The 15386-nt window shown below is 41.5% G+C and carries 11 protein-coding genes; 6 read left to right on the forward strand and 5 right to left on the reverse strand.

What is annotated here, in order from left to right; genetic code table 11:
• The first annotated feature begins 53 nt into the window (after positions 1–53).
• Positions 54–656: a GNAT family N-acetyltransferase gene (locus tag J8M00_RS12580; RefSeq protein WP_211010607.1), complete on the forward strand. Its 603-nt coding sequence runs from the start codon at positions 54–56 to the stop codon at positions 654–656.
• Positions 657–755: 99 nt separating this feature from the next.
• On the opposite strand, the gene J8M00_RS12585 is transcribed toward J8M00_RS12580, so the two are convergent.
• Positions 756–1013, reverse strand: coding sequence for a hypothetical protein (locus tag J8M00_RS12585; RefSeq protein ID WP_211010608.1), 258 nt, complete (start codon positions 1011–1013; stop codon positions 756–758).
• Between the two features lie 422 nt (positions 1014–1435).
• Between J8M00_RS12585 and J8M00_RS12590 the strand changes: the two genes are divergently transcribed.
• The 3 genes from J8M00_RS12590 to J8M00_RS12600 all read left to right on the forward strand — a co-directional run bounded on the left by J8M00_RS12590 (position 1436) and on the right by J8M00_RS12600 (position 6163).
• Positions 1436–2407 (forward strand): hypothetical protein, encoded by a 972-nt coding sequence (locus J8M00_RS12590; RefSeq protein WP_023401979.1) that lies wholly within the window; start codon positions 1436–1438, stop codon positions 2405–2407.
• A 45-nt stretch (positions 2408–2452) separates the two neighbouring features.
• On the forward strand, positions 2453–4021 hold the full coding sequence (locus J8M00_RS12595) for a HEAT repeat domain-containing protein (protein ID WP_211010609.1): 1569 nt from the start codon (positions 2453–2455) through the stop codon (positions 4019–4021).
• 510 nt (positions 4022–4531) lie between these two features.
• Positions 4532–6163 (forward strand): PKD domain-containing protein, encoded by a 1632-nt coding sequence (locus J8M00_RS12600; protein WP_211010611.1) that lies wholly within the window; start codon positions 4532–4534, stop codon positions 6161–6163.
• Positions 6164–6246: 83 nt separating this feature from the next.
• Here the strand turns inward: J8M00_RS12600 and J8M00_RS12605 are convergent, their stop codons facing one another.
• Complete coding sequence (locus J8M00_RS12605; protein ID WP_211010613.1) at positions 6247–7236, reverse strand: hypothetical protein; 990 nt, start codon at positions 7234–7236, stop codon at positions 6247–6249.
• A gap of 297 nt (positions 7237–7533) precedes the next feature.
• Here J8M00_RS12605 and J8M00_RS12610 point away from each other — a divergent pair, with 297 nt between their 5' ends.
• Positions 7534–10272, forward strand: a complete 2739-nt coding sequence (locus J8M00_RS12610; RefSeq protein WP_211010615.1) for a tetratricopeptide repeat protein — start codon at positions 7534–7536, stop codon at positions 10270–10272.
• Between the two features lie 160 nt (positions 10273–10432).
• On the opposite strand, the gene J8M00_RS12615 is transcribed toward J8M00_RS12610, so the two are convergent.
• Together J8M00_RS12615 and J8M00_RS12620 are read right to left on the reverse strand one after the other, a co-directional pair.
• Entirely contained in the window at positions 10433–11110 is a 678-nt protein-coding gene (locus J8M00_RS12615) for a DUF4386 domain-containing protein (protein WP_211010616.1), read from the reverse strand.
• A gap of 148 nt (positions 11111–11258) precedes the next feature.
• On the reverse strand, positions 11259–12392 hold the full coding sequence (locus tag J8M00_RS12620) for a helix-turn-helix domain-containing protein (protein ID WP_211010618.1): 1134 nt from the start codon (positions 12390–12392) through the stop codon (positions 11259–11261).
• A gap of 482 nt (positions 12393–12874) precedes the next feature.
• On the opposite strand from J8M00_RS12620, the gene J8M00_RS12625 reads away from it, so the two are divergent.
• Positions 12875–13933, forward strand: a complete 1059-nt coding sequence (locus tag J8M00_RS12625; protein WP_211010620.1) for a Kelch repeat-containing protein — start codon at positions 12875–12877, stop codon at positions 13931–13933.
• Between the two features lie 203 nt (positions 13934–14136).
• Here the strand turns inward: J8M00_RS12625 and J8M00_RS12630 are convergent, their stop codons facing one another.
• On the reverse strand, positions 14137–15231 hold the full coding sequence (locus J8M00_RS12630; protein ID WP_211010622.1) for a hypothetical protein: 1095 nt from the start codon (positions 15229–15231) through the stop codon (positions 14137–14139).
• Between the last annotated feature and the right edge of the window lie 155 nt (positions 15232–15386).

Raw genomic sequence — 15386 nt, forward strand, 5'->3', positions numbered from 1 at the left:
GATAGCAAAGGCTGAACAATGAAAATAGCCAAGCAACAGCGATAGAGGATATGATGGACCACAGTAAGGTAGAGCGAGGATGGGATCCGTCACATGTTGGTAAAGTGGCCGAATTGTACGAAGTGGCGTTTGGTGCAAAGTTTGCTAAAGCAATTAATTGCCAACAGAGCAGAGTACTCGTTTTATCTAAAAGCTTCGTACCTTCTTTTTCGTACGTTGTTACGGTGAATGATAGAATTGCGGGAATTGCCGGGTTTCATACTAACGAAGGCTCGTTGACAGGTGGGCTGAGCTTTGCTGGGCTAATTGAGCTTTTAGGGGTTATCAAAGGAGTGAGAGCCGCACTAATATTCAGCCTCCTTGAGAGGCAGGTCAAAAAAAATGAGTTGCTTATGGACGGAATTGCTGTAGACGAGCAGTTTAGGGGCAGTGGCTACGGTTCCCGACTTTTGGATGCGATCATTGAACATGCAAAAAATAATGGCTATCAATCGGTGCGTCTCGACGTAATAGACGGTAACACGAGAGCGAAAAAGCTATATGAATCTAAAGGGTTTGTTGCGACGCAAACCGAGCATTATCCTTACCTAAAATGGTTGCTTGGCTTTTCTGGCTCAACGACCATGGTTTACCACTTCGAAAATGATGAACGCTGATATAACTGTGCTTTGTTCTTAACGACGAACTCATAGATGAGCAAGTTTTGAAACCGAAAAACTGCATGATTTTCGGTCAGCGTATTTTTGTTTCTGCTTTTATAATCTACCTTTGCCATTGCAAATAAATACTGGCATACCTGCGCCAGTTGGGTAATAGCAATGCGTATAAGTAATTCTTACACCAGGATACTGGCTCTTAAAATCATTGATAAATAAACGGCGTGCTTCACTTTGGCTTACATAAGTATAGGCATTGCTATACCTAACTTCACTGTATGCTGTTGTTGCTAGAGATGTGAAAAGCGATGCAGTTGCAAGCGCAGTGGTTAGGGCTAATGTTAATTTAGATCGCATGTTTAACTCCTTTTGTTTGAAAAATATACAGTATTTCTTCTGTTCTAATAATTCAAATGAATTTTATAAATGTTCATTTAATTAGTTTACTTTTTTCATGAGTTAAATGAATGCAAAGCTTAGTTCGATTTTCCCGCTGTGGCAGCTATACCAATAGCAATAAAAATTAATCTTCTATCTATAGCGCTTTTAATAAATAAATTTAATTTAAATTTAACAATAGTGAGCGTCATTAATTATCCTTTTTTTGGTATTAGTCATGGTGGGAATGCGCATTATTCTGACTAAAAGTAATAGAATTCAAATATTTTTTTATCTAAAAAAGGTAAAAATGAAAGCAAAGTGTAAAAATTGTGTGTTACCTTATTTGTGTTGCGCAACATATAGACAATTTAAACCTAAAAAAATATATGAGGATAACCATGAAATTTAAATACGCTGCATTGTTAGGCGTTATCTCTGCTATCACATTGTCACCTGCTGCCAATGCCTATTTATATAAAGATCCGGGCTATGTAGAGCGAAATGTTCGCTCAATTCAAAAAAATAATGTGATTGGGCAGTCACACCAGTATCGCGATCAGCAAGGTTGGATGTATGTAGATCAGGTGAGCAATGGCGCAACACAAGGGGTGTATCAGGCTGGCAACTGGGTGAAATTACATAATCGCAATTTCAAAATGTCTATTGGTGAGCTTGAGTTTTCATTCAATCCAAGCAAGCTCGACTGTACGCAAGGGATGAGCTTCAATTTCACAGTTGGAGATGACACAGTCGCGAGTTTTAAACCAAATTGTGATGATCTATTGAATGCGTCAATCACTTACCCAGTTGAGTACTACTTTGATCTTATTCCTGAGCCAATTAAGCCAAAAGTTGAATTGCCGCTTGATCCTCTAGGACTGCTAAAAGTGGGCGTTAAATTTGGTGCAGGTGTAGAAGCAGGTGCTGAATTTACAGTAGGTGGTGTGATTGGAGGTCATGGCAATGAAGAGCCGTTTGAGGTAGATGGTGTAAGACGCCCTGATTATGTGTATGCCTCAGTTGAACCTTATGTTGGTGGCTTGGTGTCTAGCTCAGCCTATGGTTCATTTGGCCATGGTATCTCGGAAGCGGGTGTTAAAGGAAAATTAAACCTGTTGAAAGTAAAAGGAAAAGGCTACGTAGAGGCGGGTATACGCCGTGTTGTTCAAGATGAGCAAGTTGTAGAGCAGGGCTTCTTGGAGCTGAAGATCAGCACTAAGTTGACTGGTGGTGATGGCAAAATCCAAGCTTACTGCAAAAAGCTGTGGGGTTTGTTGCAATTCAATGTCGACGTGATGAAGTGGGATCCACTTTATACACGTGAAACCGTGCTATACGAATACGCAAGCCCAGTTTGGGAAAATCTATAAAATGCTATAGGTGGTGGCTTTGCCACCACTTTTTGAGAAGATTCCATGAAAAAAATAACTTTAATGTGCGTTGTTGCTGTTTTGTTGGTCGGATTCATCTTTCTTAATGTCTCTGGAGATAAAAAAGAGGTCAGCGCCCAGCAGCAGACAACCGCCACAGCAAATCAGCGCGACAAAATATCAGCAAATGCATACTTTTTTGCGTATCAGGTAGATATACACTCGGCAGTGCTGACAGATCAGGGCAGTGCGATGACTTTCTCGGAATTCAGCTGGCAAATGAATTTCCAACCCCATGCTTCGGCATCAACCAAGTCGGCTGCGATGCTCAGCAATATTCAGTTTGTTGCAGACAATAAAGTACAGGCAATGCCTGAACAGTTGCCATTTTTGGTGAAGTATAAGAATCATCAGTTTTCTGAGTTAGATATGTTGGGTCTGAGCAGCCAGCATCCGTTATCCGTGCTGTCAAAAGTGTTGGATTTAATGAGTTATTCTTTAGACAAGCCTTTGACATTTGAGGATGCGCTGGGTGTAAAAACATTTCAGTATGTGCAGCGTCAAAATATGATAGAACGCTCAATTACAGAGCAGAAAAAACGTGCTGATAACGAAGAGCTAGAGCAGTGGCAGATCACATTAGATGGCGATAAACCGGAGAGTATACTGGCACTGGATTATAGCAACAAACAAATTTGGCGACGCGATGGTCAGCAATACCAAGTGGTGCAATCTGTTACGGTGAAACCGATTAAACATACACCTTTTGAACCAACAGATTGGTTAGCTTCTCACAACCAACATGTTTTGCCACCAACAGCTCAGGTGCAGGAGGTGGTAACAGTGACCAACGAAAACTTTTTAGAGCATATCCAGTCACTTAGAACTAATTTAGATCCCATGTTAGCAAAAGAAATTGGCTTATTTATGCTAGAAAACTTTGATCAAAGTGCGCTTAAAAGGCTTTTTCAAGAACATGAGGGAGCAACGTCTGCGTTCATTTATGCACTACAAAAAGCACAGACAATGCAAGCAGAGCAGATGTTGTCAGATCTGTTAATTGATAGTGATTTAAGCCAGCAAGTACAGCAAAAACTAGTGATGGCGTTGGGGCGTTTTGAAAATGCGTCAGAGGTTGGTTTCGCCAGTTTACGGCATGTTGTAGAGCAGTCATCAACGCCAGCTTTATCTGATATGGCATTGTTAAGTATCGGTACTATGAGTAAATTCTCTCCTGATCAATCACGACAAGTCGCGAATTATTTGACCGATCAGTTAGCAAATCCACAACAATTGTCAACGGCAGTTTTGGCAATGGCAAATAGCAAAAACCCGCAGTTAATTGCAAAATTGCCAGTATATTTACAACATTCAGATATGCAAGTGAGAAAAAGCGCAATCAAATCTTTGGCGCGGATGGCAGACTACCAAGATCAAGTCGTATCGAGTTTAGTTGCATCACCACAAGTAGGTGCAATTGATGCATTTTCTCGAGTATACCAACAGGCAAACTACAAGCTGTCGACGCATAATTTAGATAGGCTTGAACACCTTTATCAATCACAATCAAATCCGGTAGTAAAAAAGCGTCTTAATTCAATTGTGAATATGTAGTTGTTTTTACGCCGTTTAGCTAATTTACATGTGAGTCTCTATTTTGGCTACAAAGAGGCTCACTATTTAGTTTGAGGTTATAATTCAGTGCACATACGCTGTGTGTCACCTGCGTAATTACAGTAATTAGGATATGCTTTGAGCTCTTTGGTCGCCGCTGCGACAATGCAAGTTTGTCGTCATTTAGATTTTTGTTTTTTTGTTCAGTTTGATTCTCATAAGTATTTTCCTTAGAAGTTAGTATTTACTTGTTATCACTCCCAAAACTAAAGTCAGTTTATGGGCGAGATCACGCAATAATAATTTGGCTGCTTTATGACATTCAAGGTGATAGTGATGCCATGTGTATGGATCGTGTTTTATTGCATCGATCCAAGTTAGGGGGCGTCAGTGACATGATTTTTGCAAAATGCTTAAAGAATACGCTTGAATTTAACTTTGATATAACATAAATTTCAAAAGTCTTTTATTAAAAAAGCACAATAATTACAATTAAAGGATTTTAAATTTATGACATCATGTAAAGTAATCAAAACCATACTCCCTGTATGCGCACTTGTACTCGCTTCAAACGTGCAGGCCAGCTCACTTGAAAGCGCTGTGCAAAAAACAGATATAGCGCATGCTGTGTCTTATCAAGCTAATTTAGGTTTGCACAGTATGTCTCGCGCAGACAGTAATGAATTTGAACACATCATCCACCATCCAAACGCCAACTTTATTAAAATCAATTTTACCAAGTTTGCTTTACCAAAAGGCGCTTACCTAGAAGTGAGTGATCTTAAAGGTGGTGAGGTTTATCGTTATGACCATAATGACAGCGATGTCTCTTCTTCAATGTCAGTATCAGCTGATGCTGTTAAGCTTAAGTTAGTAATTACTGACAAAAGTGCGTGGAACAATGATCACGGTATTGAAATAGCAGACTTTTTTGCCGGTTACTCGGATACAGAGCTCGCTGCAAATGAAATCATGTCAGAGATGGATATTGTACAACCGAACTCGACTTGCGGTATTAATGAGCGCAGGGATGTGGCGTGTTGGCAGAGTTCTCACCCAGTAGAATATGAGCGCAGTCGTCCTGTGGCGCGTCTTCTGATTGGTGGCCGCAGTTTGTGTACTGCTTGGCGTGTAGGCGCGAGCAACCACATGTTCACAAATAACCACTGTTTCGACTCTGCGGCAGATGCAAAAAACGTAGAAGTATGGTTTAACTATCAGCGTTCAGCTTGCGGCACAGGTGATACAAACGGCACTGTTAAAGTAATGGGTGATCAGCTACTCGCGACTGACTATAAGTTAGACTATACACTTTTTACTGTAAAAGATTTCGATAAAATTCAGCAGTTTGGCCACTTTGGTTTGGATGTTACTTCTCAGTTGAAAGGACAGCGCATTTTTATCCCTCAACACGGCAGTGGTAACCCTAAAGAGTTAGCGATTGAGAGTGATCAAAATGCTGGTGGTTACTGCCAAATTGATCAAACTGTGACAGCAGGTCGTGGTTCAGATACAGATATGGGCTATAAATGTGACACCATTGGCGGCTCATCTGGTTCTCCTGTTGTGTCAGCAGAACATAACAATGTTATTGCATTGCACCACTATGGCAACAGTACTCAATGCACAAGCAAACTAAATCGCGGTACTCGAATTGAATTGATCTGGCCTGAAGTTGCATCACACTTCGGTGGCGTAGTGCCTAAAGGCGACAATGGCCCAGTTGATAATACACCGCCAGTTGCAAACTTCTCTTTCACCAAAAATGCGTTATCTGTCACCTTTACTGATACGTCATTTGATGACAAAGGTGTGGTGAGCTACGACTGGCAGTTTGGAGATGGCACATCGAGTCAGGCTCAAAACCCGGTACATACCTACGGTGCAGCTAATACCTATACGGTTACTTTGACGGTCACTGATGCAGAAGGTGCACAATCTACTAAGTCTGAGCAGATCTCAGTTTCAGTAGGCGGCGGTTGCACAGTTGATGCATGGCAAAGCAGCAAGACTTATTTAAAAGGCGATCAGGCATCGCAAAATGGCAGCATTTATGAAGCGCAGTGGTGGACACAAGGTGCTTCGCCAGCTGACAATTCAGGAAAATGGGAAGTTTGGCAGTGGGTTAGAGACTGTAAATAGGCTTGTTTATGATTCTTGGTAGATAAAACGCTCATTGCATAGCAATGAGCGTTTTTGTTGTCTGAGTGTGGAGATTATGACTTTTAAACCGAAATGAAGTGCTCAATGGGCAATGTGATTTCTGTTCTCAGTAAATGTCGGTTTTTTTTGGCATTTTGCAGTGATGCGCCATTGCCACCGTATATGTAGCCGCAAAAAAAGTCATACTTTTGCTTTAATCTATTTAAAGTTGCGGCTTGAATTTTAACAGCCAACCCTTGGCCTCGAAAAGCTTTAGCAATAATAAAGTCACTGACTAAAACGCCGTTATACCCAAGTTCAGTGCAAGGCTCTAACATAATGATGCCAATTTTTTGTGCTGGTTGGTGATGTGATTCTGCGACAAAAAGAAGTTGGCGTTTCAATGCCTCTTCAAAGGTTTCTTTATCTTCGATTTCGACACGCTCCTTCAGCTCAGATGTTTCTTTGTGGAAGAGATCATATTCTGTTTTATACCAGTGCCAGTCTGTTTCCATATCTAGTGGACGCAGCGTTACATCATCCGCTGCTGCCAAGGGTATATGATCGATTTCAGCACCCCAAAAACAATCTTCTAAATGCGCACCACTTAACGATAACAGGCTATCAAAGTGCTGGCTGTTGGGTTTGGACCAAACAGACAATAACTCTGGTTGACACCAGGTGAAAAACGCCAGTATCTCGGGTAAATAAATTTTTAAGTCGGCATATTCTGTTCGAGATTCACCAATTATTTCAATAATGGTTTGGTCAATGTGGTTGCGGTATATACTGGCTAACCAAATCTCCCCACTGGGCAAATACACGATTTGATCGTGCAGCTGTTCATCGGGGACACTGTCAGGAATTTGTCTACGGGAGCGAACTTCATCAAAACCGTCTTGATAATCATCACTTCGAGCTCGGATATCTTCGCGCTCAGCAGTCATGGCAAGAGCCGAGTTTAATTTGCGTAGTGGCGAGGTGTCATAGGTATTAATCAACCCTTTGGTAATTCGCTCAAGCTCTTGATGGGTCGCCTTGTTTAATGACTTAAAGGTGAGTTTTTTATCCATATTAAAAATTCAGCCGGGAAATAGGCTGTACTCCATTTTAAATTTCAACACTATCTATATGGGTCGAGTGTACAGCTTTTCAATTGTATGTTCCCAATAAGTTTACATTGAACAGTTTTTCTACAACCAGCTAAACTTACTCGAATGATGTCGTTGCACCAAGTGCGCTGCGTTTCAAAATACGTATCGTGATGGTGCCACAGATATGGAACATAGGTTTTGACTATACGCGAACTAACCTTGAAGCATAGAATGTTTATATTTTGTATTGCTTTACTTGTTTTTAGCAGTATCTGTATGGCGTCTACTGCGTTAAAAAATCAACATTTGATCAGCAAAATAGAGAGCAGCAGTGGTTCAGACAAGGTGGAATTGATAATCGACTATGTGTCCAAAAACTTTCACTATAAAACCAAAGATGCCATTAAATACGCCGAAAAAGGACGTGCATTGCTAAGTTCAGTGCCAAATAGTGATCAGTCGGCTAGATTACTCAGCTACTTTTCTCGGGCGTATATTTCCTATGGTGATTTGGCGCAAGCTCATGTTCTAGCACTTGAAGCACAAGGCTATGCAAAACGCAGTGGTATCAAGGAAAATGAACTCAGGGTGCAGCTGGTGCTTGCAGATATTGCGATCAGGCAGCGAAAGTATGATCTCGCAAATGCACGGTTGATAGATATTATCGAGCAAGCGACTAATGATAAATACGAGCGCTTTTTAGCCAACGCAAAAAGGCTTTTAGGACGTTTATACAGTAAAACTCAAGACTACGAGGCTGCACTTGGTAGTTATTTACAAAGCTTAAGTTTATATCGCAAGTTGAACAAACCTGTTTACATCGCTTCAAGCCATCAAAGTCTTGCCTCGATTTACCGAAAAATGAATTTATATGAAAAGGTCTTGTTTCATCAAAATAGAGCTATTCAGATATCACTCACGTTAGATCACCCCAATCAACAAGCCGTTTTTTATAGCAATATGGGTACATATTTAGATGAAGTCGGTAAGTTTGATAGAGCCATTGAAATGCACTTGAAGTCTCTGTCTATCAAGTCTCAGCTTGGATATAAAATGGGCATGATCCATAGTCTCAACCGGTTGGGTAGTGTGTATCGAGAAGCGGGCGACTATGAAAACTCAGAAGATGTACTAAAACAAGCAATAGCCCTCAAAGCTGAAGTTAACCGCCCTGATCCGAATATTTCAACTTTTCTCGACCTAGGGCGTTTATACATTGAAACTGGCCAGTTGGTTATGGCCGAAGACTATCTGAATAAAAGTATTCCTTTGTATCACGGTTCTCCTTGGGAAGATAGGCTTGCTGAAATCCATCAAGCTTTAGGCCAGCTTTACCTTAAACAAAATAAACCCGAAAAAGCCATTGATGCGTATATGGTTGCAATTAAAATCGCGCGGGAGCATCAAAGGGACGCATTACTAATGGATTGCCAGCTTGAAGTTGCAGATATATTCAAAGCACAGGGCGAATTTCAACAAGCATTGTCTTATATGCAAGCTTATTTGGCACTTCAAAATTCTTGGAATGAAAAAAATAGCCAATATCGGATCAGCGCCTTGGCAATCGAGTTTGGTGTTGATGAAAAAGAGCGGGAAATTGCCAGTCTAGTGCAACAAAATCGGATAAAAGATCTTGAAATAGATAAGCAATCTGTACAGCAAGTGATGATATTGATCGCCATGCTATTTATATTCAGCTTTTTATCTTTTACATATTTCTGGCGCAATAAAAGCAAGCAGCTGAGCGTTGAGCAAGCTGCACTTAGACAAGTAAGCAAAGTCAAAGATCGTCTCAAGCATGCGCTTTGGGGAAGTGGAGATGAGCTGTGGGATTGGGATTTAGACACAGGCTTGATTGTCCGCGACAATAGAATGCATAACCTTTGCTTGCCCTGTGAACAGATTGGCTCAGACCTAAACGCATTAGAGTCATCAGTTCATCCAGATGACTATGCTGATTTGCATGCAAGGTTTCATTGCCATCTAGCAGGAGACAGTGAATTTTATGAAGTGAGTTATCGTGTAAAGACCAAAGGTGGCGGATGGATGTGGGTATTGGATCGCGGCAAAGTTACTGAGCGCAGCGCTGATGGAACGCCATTGCGAGTGAGTGGCACGATTAAGGATATTTCTAACATTAAAGCATCTGAATTGGCTTTAGCAGAACTAAACGCAACACTTGAGAAGCGAGTTGAAGAGCGCACCGTCAGTTTGAAGCAGTCACGGGATGAATTGGCGCAGATTTTAGATGAACTTACCTCGACACAGGCGAATTTGGTAGAAGCGCAAAAAATGGCCTCGCTTGGGCGTTTGGTTGCGGGGGTTTCACATGAATTGAATACACCACTTGGCACGACGGTGACGGCAAGTTCAATTTTATTAAAAGAGTTATACGAATTTAAAGCTAAACTTGAGAACAGCAAACTCACTCTGAGTGATACCAACGCATTTCTTGAAGTGTCGCTATCGAGTATCGAGCTAATAGACAGCAACACAGAGCGCGCAGCGCAATTGATCAAGCGATTCAAACAAGCTTCGGCACAGGAGTACGTTGGTAACGAAACGACCATAGATCTCAAAGCGTCTATTGAAGGTATTACTGCATTTCATGGTAAAGGGAGTGGTGTGGTGGTAGAAATTGACTGCCCAAAAAACCTTCAAATACAATGTGATTCGCAAGCATTGGCAAAAATCTTAGAGGATTTATATCTAAATGCATCACTGCATGGGTTTGAAGGAAAAGCGGGTCATATTCTGATTACGGTAAAGTTAAAAGATGGGCATGTAAACATGTTATTTGCAGACGATGGGAGAGGCATTAAAGAGCAAGCCGTAGCGCATATGTTTGAACCTTTTTATACTACAGCCCGACATCAGGGCAAGGTCGGTCTGGGTCTATATATGGTATTTAACTTGGTGACTTATGTATTGCAGGGCAGCATTCGTTATTTACCAGGCACGCACAAGGGGGCATGTTTCGAGATCACCTTTCCGGCGGTTCAGCAGCGTACATAAATGCGATTATAAGAACGCGTTGGTGAATGAATGATGTTAGAGTTTTATGCTTAAATATGATGTTCTGCGTACCAGAATACATGTTTTTGATATTAGAACAGTTTGAGGTTGAATATAAAAAGGAAGCCTTATATAGCTTCCTTGGAGGGCTTTATTGTTATTATGAGCAGGACTTGGGTTTAGCGCTTAAATCAAAGCCTTTGAAAATCATCCAAAGAGGGAAAATTAACTCGTATAACCCTCCTGGGATGTACATCCAAGAGCCTGAAAAACTCACACCAAAGTAATCAAAAGCAACTTTTAGTAATAAAATCGCGTAACCTACCATACCAAGCACAGAGATGGCTCTTGGAATTAAGCGATACTGATATAAAGTGATGTTGAGTAAAAAGCCACACAAGCCTAAAGAAAACATCCCCATTAGAAAGCCAAACCAACGCTCAGATTTGAGCGCACTGCCCATCATATAAAGGTACTCGCTAGACACATCTGGATTATCGATTATTTGCTTACCCATGGCGATAAGTGTCATCAGCGTGACTGCGCCTGTAATTAAGGTTGCACCTTCTATTATGCGACCGCTGACATAGCCGATGGCGACACGCTCGCTATACTGCCTGATAGTCGGATAAATCAGAATAGACATGCCAATAACCGCTGCGCAATTTATAAATTCTAATAAGGCTGCGAATGCAAGTGATGATCTGTTTAGGGCGGCTTGCTCTAAAAAGTCTGGTTTAGTGAGCAGCTCATAGATGATGGAATCAGCATACATAAATGAGCTGGTAGAGATCAGGATAAGTAATCCGGCAAAACGTATTGCAAGTGAATTAGACATAAATAAAACCCTTTTTATTTTTTCTCGCCGGCGTGCTTTTTAAAGTTGTGTATGCCGACGGTGCGTTTATAAGATGGTTCTATTGTTGTCGTTTATCGTCAGTAAATCGTCCGAATGGGCCCGTTCGGTCTTTTTATTCGTATATTTTTTAGTGAGTTACTAACGTGGCTTGCTTCCTATATAGTGATGGTGTTAAACCTGTTGCTTTTTTAAACGCAGTATTAAAAGTCGACTTTGAATTAAAACCCACTTCATATTGAATTGTGGAGACGCGTTTATCTGTTTCTTGTAAAAGTATTTCGGCCGCTGCCACTCGATATCCATTTACGAATTGGAAGAAATTAGTTTTTAGCCTTTGCGACAAAGTTTCTGAGATATGGTTTTCACTTACGCTAATGGCTTTTGAGAGCTTGTTGAGAGACAGTTCTTCATCCATAAAGAGTTGTTGTTCACTCATAATATTTTTCAGTTCGTCTGATATTGCATCCATTTTATCTAGACTTAAAGTTGCACTTCTGGTTTGTGCAGACACGGGTTCTCCTTTATCTTCTTTAGTTAAAATAGGTTGATTGAGTGCCAATTGCGCAAAAGCGAGTAAAACGACGGCCTCAAAAAGCGGCAGAAGCTTCAACCACGGTAGCTTCCAACCAGTTAAAGTTGGAATGTAAGAGAGTGAGTAGCAAAGCCAAACAATCCCCCACAGCATCAACATGATCCTAAACCAGTCCAGTGATCTGGATTGTATTTCTGCAAAGCGCTCCATTAATTGCTGGCGATGCTTAGCATGAACTTGCAGTGCTTTAATGAAATAAAAGGCATTGAACACCATAAATACCAGCATATTTGCGACACAGGTGTACAAGGCAACTTTAAAATGCTCTGGATTACGCGTCGCGGGATCCGCCAAAGCGAGCTTTTCTTCTGATGTGAATCCGATTGCAAATGGCAGCATCACAAGTATCGCAACCACGGGCCCAATCATGGCCAGAGCGTAGCTTTTCTTGGAAATAGACAGACTTGGTGACATAGTTGCACAGGCATAAAAAAACAACGCGGGGCCGAGCAGGATACGGACTGGCATTTGCATGCCTACTAAAGCTGGGAAGTACTGATATGCTCCAGTATAAATAACGAGCTCTCCGCTAACATGTATAAGTAGCAAGAATAAAAGCGCGATGAGGTAAGTTGTTTGTGGCTGTTTGGGCTTGTTCACAGCTTGCACAAGTGCAAGTAAGATTGCGCCCCACATTCCGGAGTAGATGACGGTGTCTAAAACATCCATAATTTCCCTCATACTAGATATAGTAGATTTAAACTCGCAGTATAGTATGTATGTGTAACACCCATGTAAAGATGAAGGAGTCAGGCTATTGAATTTTAATTAATAAATTTATGAGCAGAAGGTAATGACTAGATTAATCAATTTTATTGACTGATTTTAGCGGCCTTGCCAATTGTTAGCGATAATTTAAAAAGACTAAGTGGTAGATTTATTTTTTAAGGAAGTAGGGAGCTAGTTGCTAAGTTACTGTGAGCTTCATTCGCTGCAATTAGGCTTCTACCACAGCAACATCTTTTGAATATTCATGGCCATAATGATTTGGTGTTTAACTGAATTTACAGCGGTTTGGCGCATTTCTATCTACTATTGTAATGGATGTGTTATTTATCAATAGTCGAAAATTGATGATAAGCGAGCGTGTATATTGATCCCGTAATCCCTATCGTCGGTATAAATTTTTAGTCCAAAATTAAGGAGTGCCAATGCGTTGTTTATCTGCGAAAGTCAATTTAGTGGTACAAAGCTGTATAGTGCTAAGTGGTTTAGCTTCGGGCAGTGTTTGGTCAAGTACTAAAGCAGTTGAAAACAGCGTTAATGATTGGCAGCAAGCCCCCAGCTTACCCGTTGCATTTCAAGAAGTTTATCCGGCTGTATTTAAAGAGCGGATAATCACAGGCGGAGGATTTACTCCGTCCCAGTCACCGTCATTTTTTGGACTTGGGCCAACCAAAGATGTGTATATTTTGAATCCGCCAACGGGTCAATGGCAAAAAGCCCCATCGCTGCCCGAGCCGCGTCATCATTTGGGCATGGTTAGTAATCGACACTATGTCTATGGTATTGGTGGCTACTCCGGGCCTAAAAGCAACGCGTGGCAAATCAAAAAGTCTGTGTTCAGGTTGGATGGTAAATTTCAAGCTTGGCGTTCTGGGCCTACTTTACCAATCCCTCTCGCAGAATCAGTGTATGCCAACGTCGGAAAGTATATTCACGTTATTGGCGGCAAAACAATCTCTTCTGAAACAGGCAAAAATGTCGACTCAAACGCCCACTATGTTCTGGTCAACAATGCTTATTGGCGCAAAGCGAAGCCTGCTTCGATTAAACGAAATTCCGCAGCAAGTGCCGTGATTGACGACAAAATTTACGTGTTTGGTGGGCGTTCCGCGAGTGAAGGCAGCAAAAATTTAAGTCATGCGGAAGTCTATGATACAAAAATGGATACATGGACCACAATAAGCCCGCTACCTGTGGCTTCGGCGGGGCTTTCAGCCAGTGTACTTGATGGCAAAGTGATTGTGACAGGCGGAGAAGTGTTTGGTCCTAACCACCAATGGAAATTGGGAAAAGCGTTTAAACATGCTTGGCGCTATGACCCAAATACAGACAAGTGGGAGACGTTACCCGATATGCCACAGGCACGGCATGGTCATGGTTCTGTGACACTGAATAATACTCTGTATTTGATTGGCGGCGCGGCAAAAGTTGGACCGCAAAATACATTGCAAAGCACGTTATCATTGCAAGGAAATAAAGAATAGAAAAGTGATGTAAGAGAGTAATGGCTTAAGTAAAAGGTTACTCTCAATGAACTTCGTAAAAAACCGCAATATTTCCACTTAATTTCAGTACAGCTAGCTTCTTATTTAAAAGAGTAATGCGATGTCAAGGCAATGCTTTTACTTCACAAAAACTCAGTTGCGCCTGATATTTCTCATCGTCGCTTTGCCGCCATACTATATCTTTATTTGCACATATCCATGGTCGTATATTTATCAAACGTCATATCTGTCAACGGTGCACTTTGCCTTATTGCAACGGTGTTAGCTGGGGTATTTGCTAAGAATACCGTTTGGGCTCCATCGGTAAAGCTGTCGTTATGAATGCACTGAGGCCTGATGGCGAGTGCACTACCGTCATTTGGTACTTCAAATAGCGTAAAATGAAAATGCTGTGTTTTAACCGTACGATAGTAACCATCTTCGTGGTCTATATCTCGTCGTCTACCCAGCAATATTCGCGACTTAGTGGTTCTATGGAAAACGGGATCAGAGCCAGTTGCTGGCAGCCAAATATGTGGAAATGGGTGGTGCTCTACAAATAGGCCTCCGCCTTTATGCTCGCCAAATTGATAGTCGGTGACATATTGCGGGAGCTTTTGATCATATTGGATCCCCCACAAATCTTGAATAAACCCTAATGCAAATTCTTCTTTAGGTCTTAACAAAGTGCCACCGTAGTAGGCAAGTGTTTGTAAGTACTCTTGTTGAGATTTAGCATCACTACCGTATGTGAGTACTGGGAACTCAAGGTGTTCGGTGTCGCAGATTAGCTGGCCCGTACTACCAAATACATTAGATGCGCCATCTAAGCCTGGGATCCCACCTCCATCTGTCGCTGATGTCCAAAACCCAGATACACTGAGCGCATGTTTATTACCAGGAGGGTTGTGTGTTGCTTCGTCATGCAGTCGGTTTAAGCGTGTAACTAGATCGGCCTCAGGATTAAGTGGCGCACATTCGCTTTGTACAACGAGGTTGTCGGCGTTAGGGTCTAAGTGAACTAAGGTGCCTGTTCTGATCGGGCCAAATAGCCCTGTGGTGGTTAGCAGCAGTTGTTCATCAGCACTACGGTTTAAGACCGCTCCGTTTAAAAACTCAAAGTTGTTGTCTAAATCTGCTTTGCTAACGCCAATACTAACATGGTCCCATCGAGGCTCACGCATTTGGTTCTCTCTGTATTGGGTTAAGGTTTCCACTCCTGGCAAAGACGAAGTTTGCGTAGAGGACAACAAGCTAACACTTTGATCACTGGTTTTTTTGGGTATGACATGTGACATTTTCTTGCTCCTTCAGTTTGACGGTTTGTTGCTTAGAGACAGCTATTTCAACTTAAAAGAAAGCTGTATTTACAAGTTAGAGCAAGAAAGGGAGAAAAAAACATTACGCATTATTACAGCGCTCGAAAAGTTCGAAGCTGGTTAGGGGACTGGCA

The organism is Pseudoalteromonas luteoviolacea (genome assembly GCF_018100925.1).
GTDB lineage: Bacteria > Pseudomonadota > Gammaproteobacteria > Enterobacterales > Alteromonadaceae > Pseudoalteromonas > Pseudoalteromonas obscura.

Excerpts from the sequence above, each read along its gene's own strand:
- J8M00_RS12580 (WP_211010607.1), top strand. The coding sequence starts at position 54 with ATGGACCACAGTAAGGTAGAGCGAGGATGGGATCCGTCACATGTTGGT.
- J8M00_RS12585 (WP_211010608.1), bottom strand. The coding sequence starts at position 1,013 with ATGCGATCTAAATTAACATTAGCCCTAACCACTGCGCTTGCAACTGCA.
- J8M00_RS12590 (WP_023401979.1), top strand. The coding sequence starts at position 1,436 with ATGAAATTTAAATACGCTGCATTGTTAGGCGTTATCTCTGCTATCACA.
- J8M00_RS12595 (WP_211010609.1), top strand. The coding sequence starts at position 2,453 with ATGAAAAAAATAACTTTAATGTGCGTTGTTGCTGTTTTGTTGGTCGGA.
- J8M00_RS12600 (WP_211010611.1), top strand. The coding sequence starts at position 4,532 with ATGACATCATGTAAAGTAATCAAAACCATACTCCCTGTATGCGCACTT.
- J8M00_RS12605 (WP_211010613.1), bottom strand. The coding sequence starts at position 7,236 with ATGGATAAAAAACTCACCTTTAAGTCATTAAACAAGGCGACCCATCAA.
- J8M00_RS12610 (WP_211010615.1), top strand. The coding sequence starts at position 7,534 with ATGGCGTCTACTGCGTTAAAAAATCAACATTTGATCAGCAAAATAGAG.
- J8M00_RS12615 (WP_211010616.1), bottom strand. The coding sequence starts at position 11,110 with ATGTCTAATTCACTTGCAATACGTTTTGCCGGATTACTTATCCTGATC.
- J8M00_RS12620 (WP_211010618.1), bottom strand. The coding sequence starts at position 12,392 with ATGGATGTTTTAGACACCGTCATCTACTCCGGAATGTGGGGCGCAATC.
- J8M00_RS12625 (WP_211010620.1), top strand. The coding sequence starts at position 12,875 with ATGCGTTGTTTATCTGCGAAAGTCAATTTAGTGGTACAAAGCTGTATA.
- J8M00_RS12630 (WP_211010622.1), bottom strand. The coding sequence starts at position 15,231 with ATGTCACATGTCATACCCAAAAAAACCAGTGATCAAAGTGTTAGCTTG.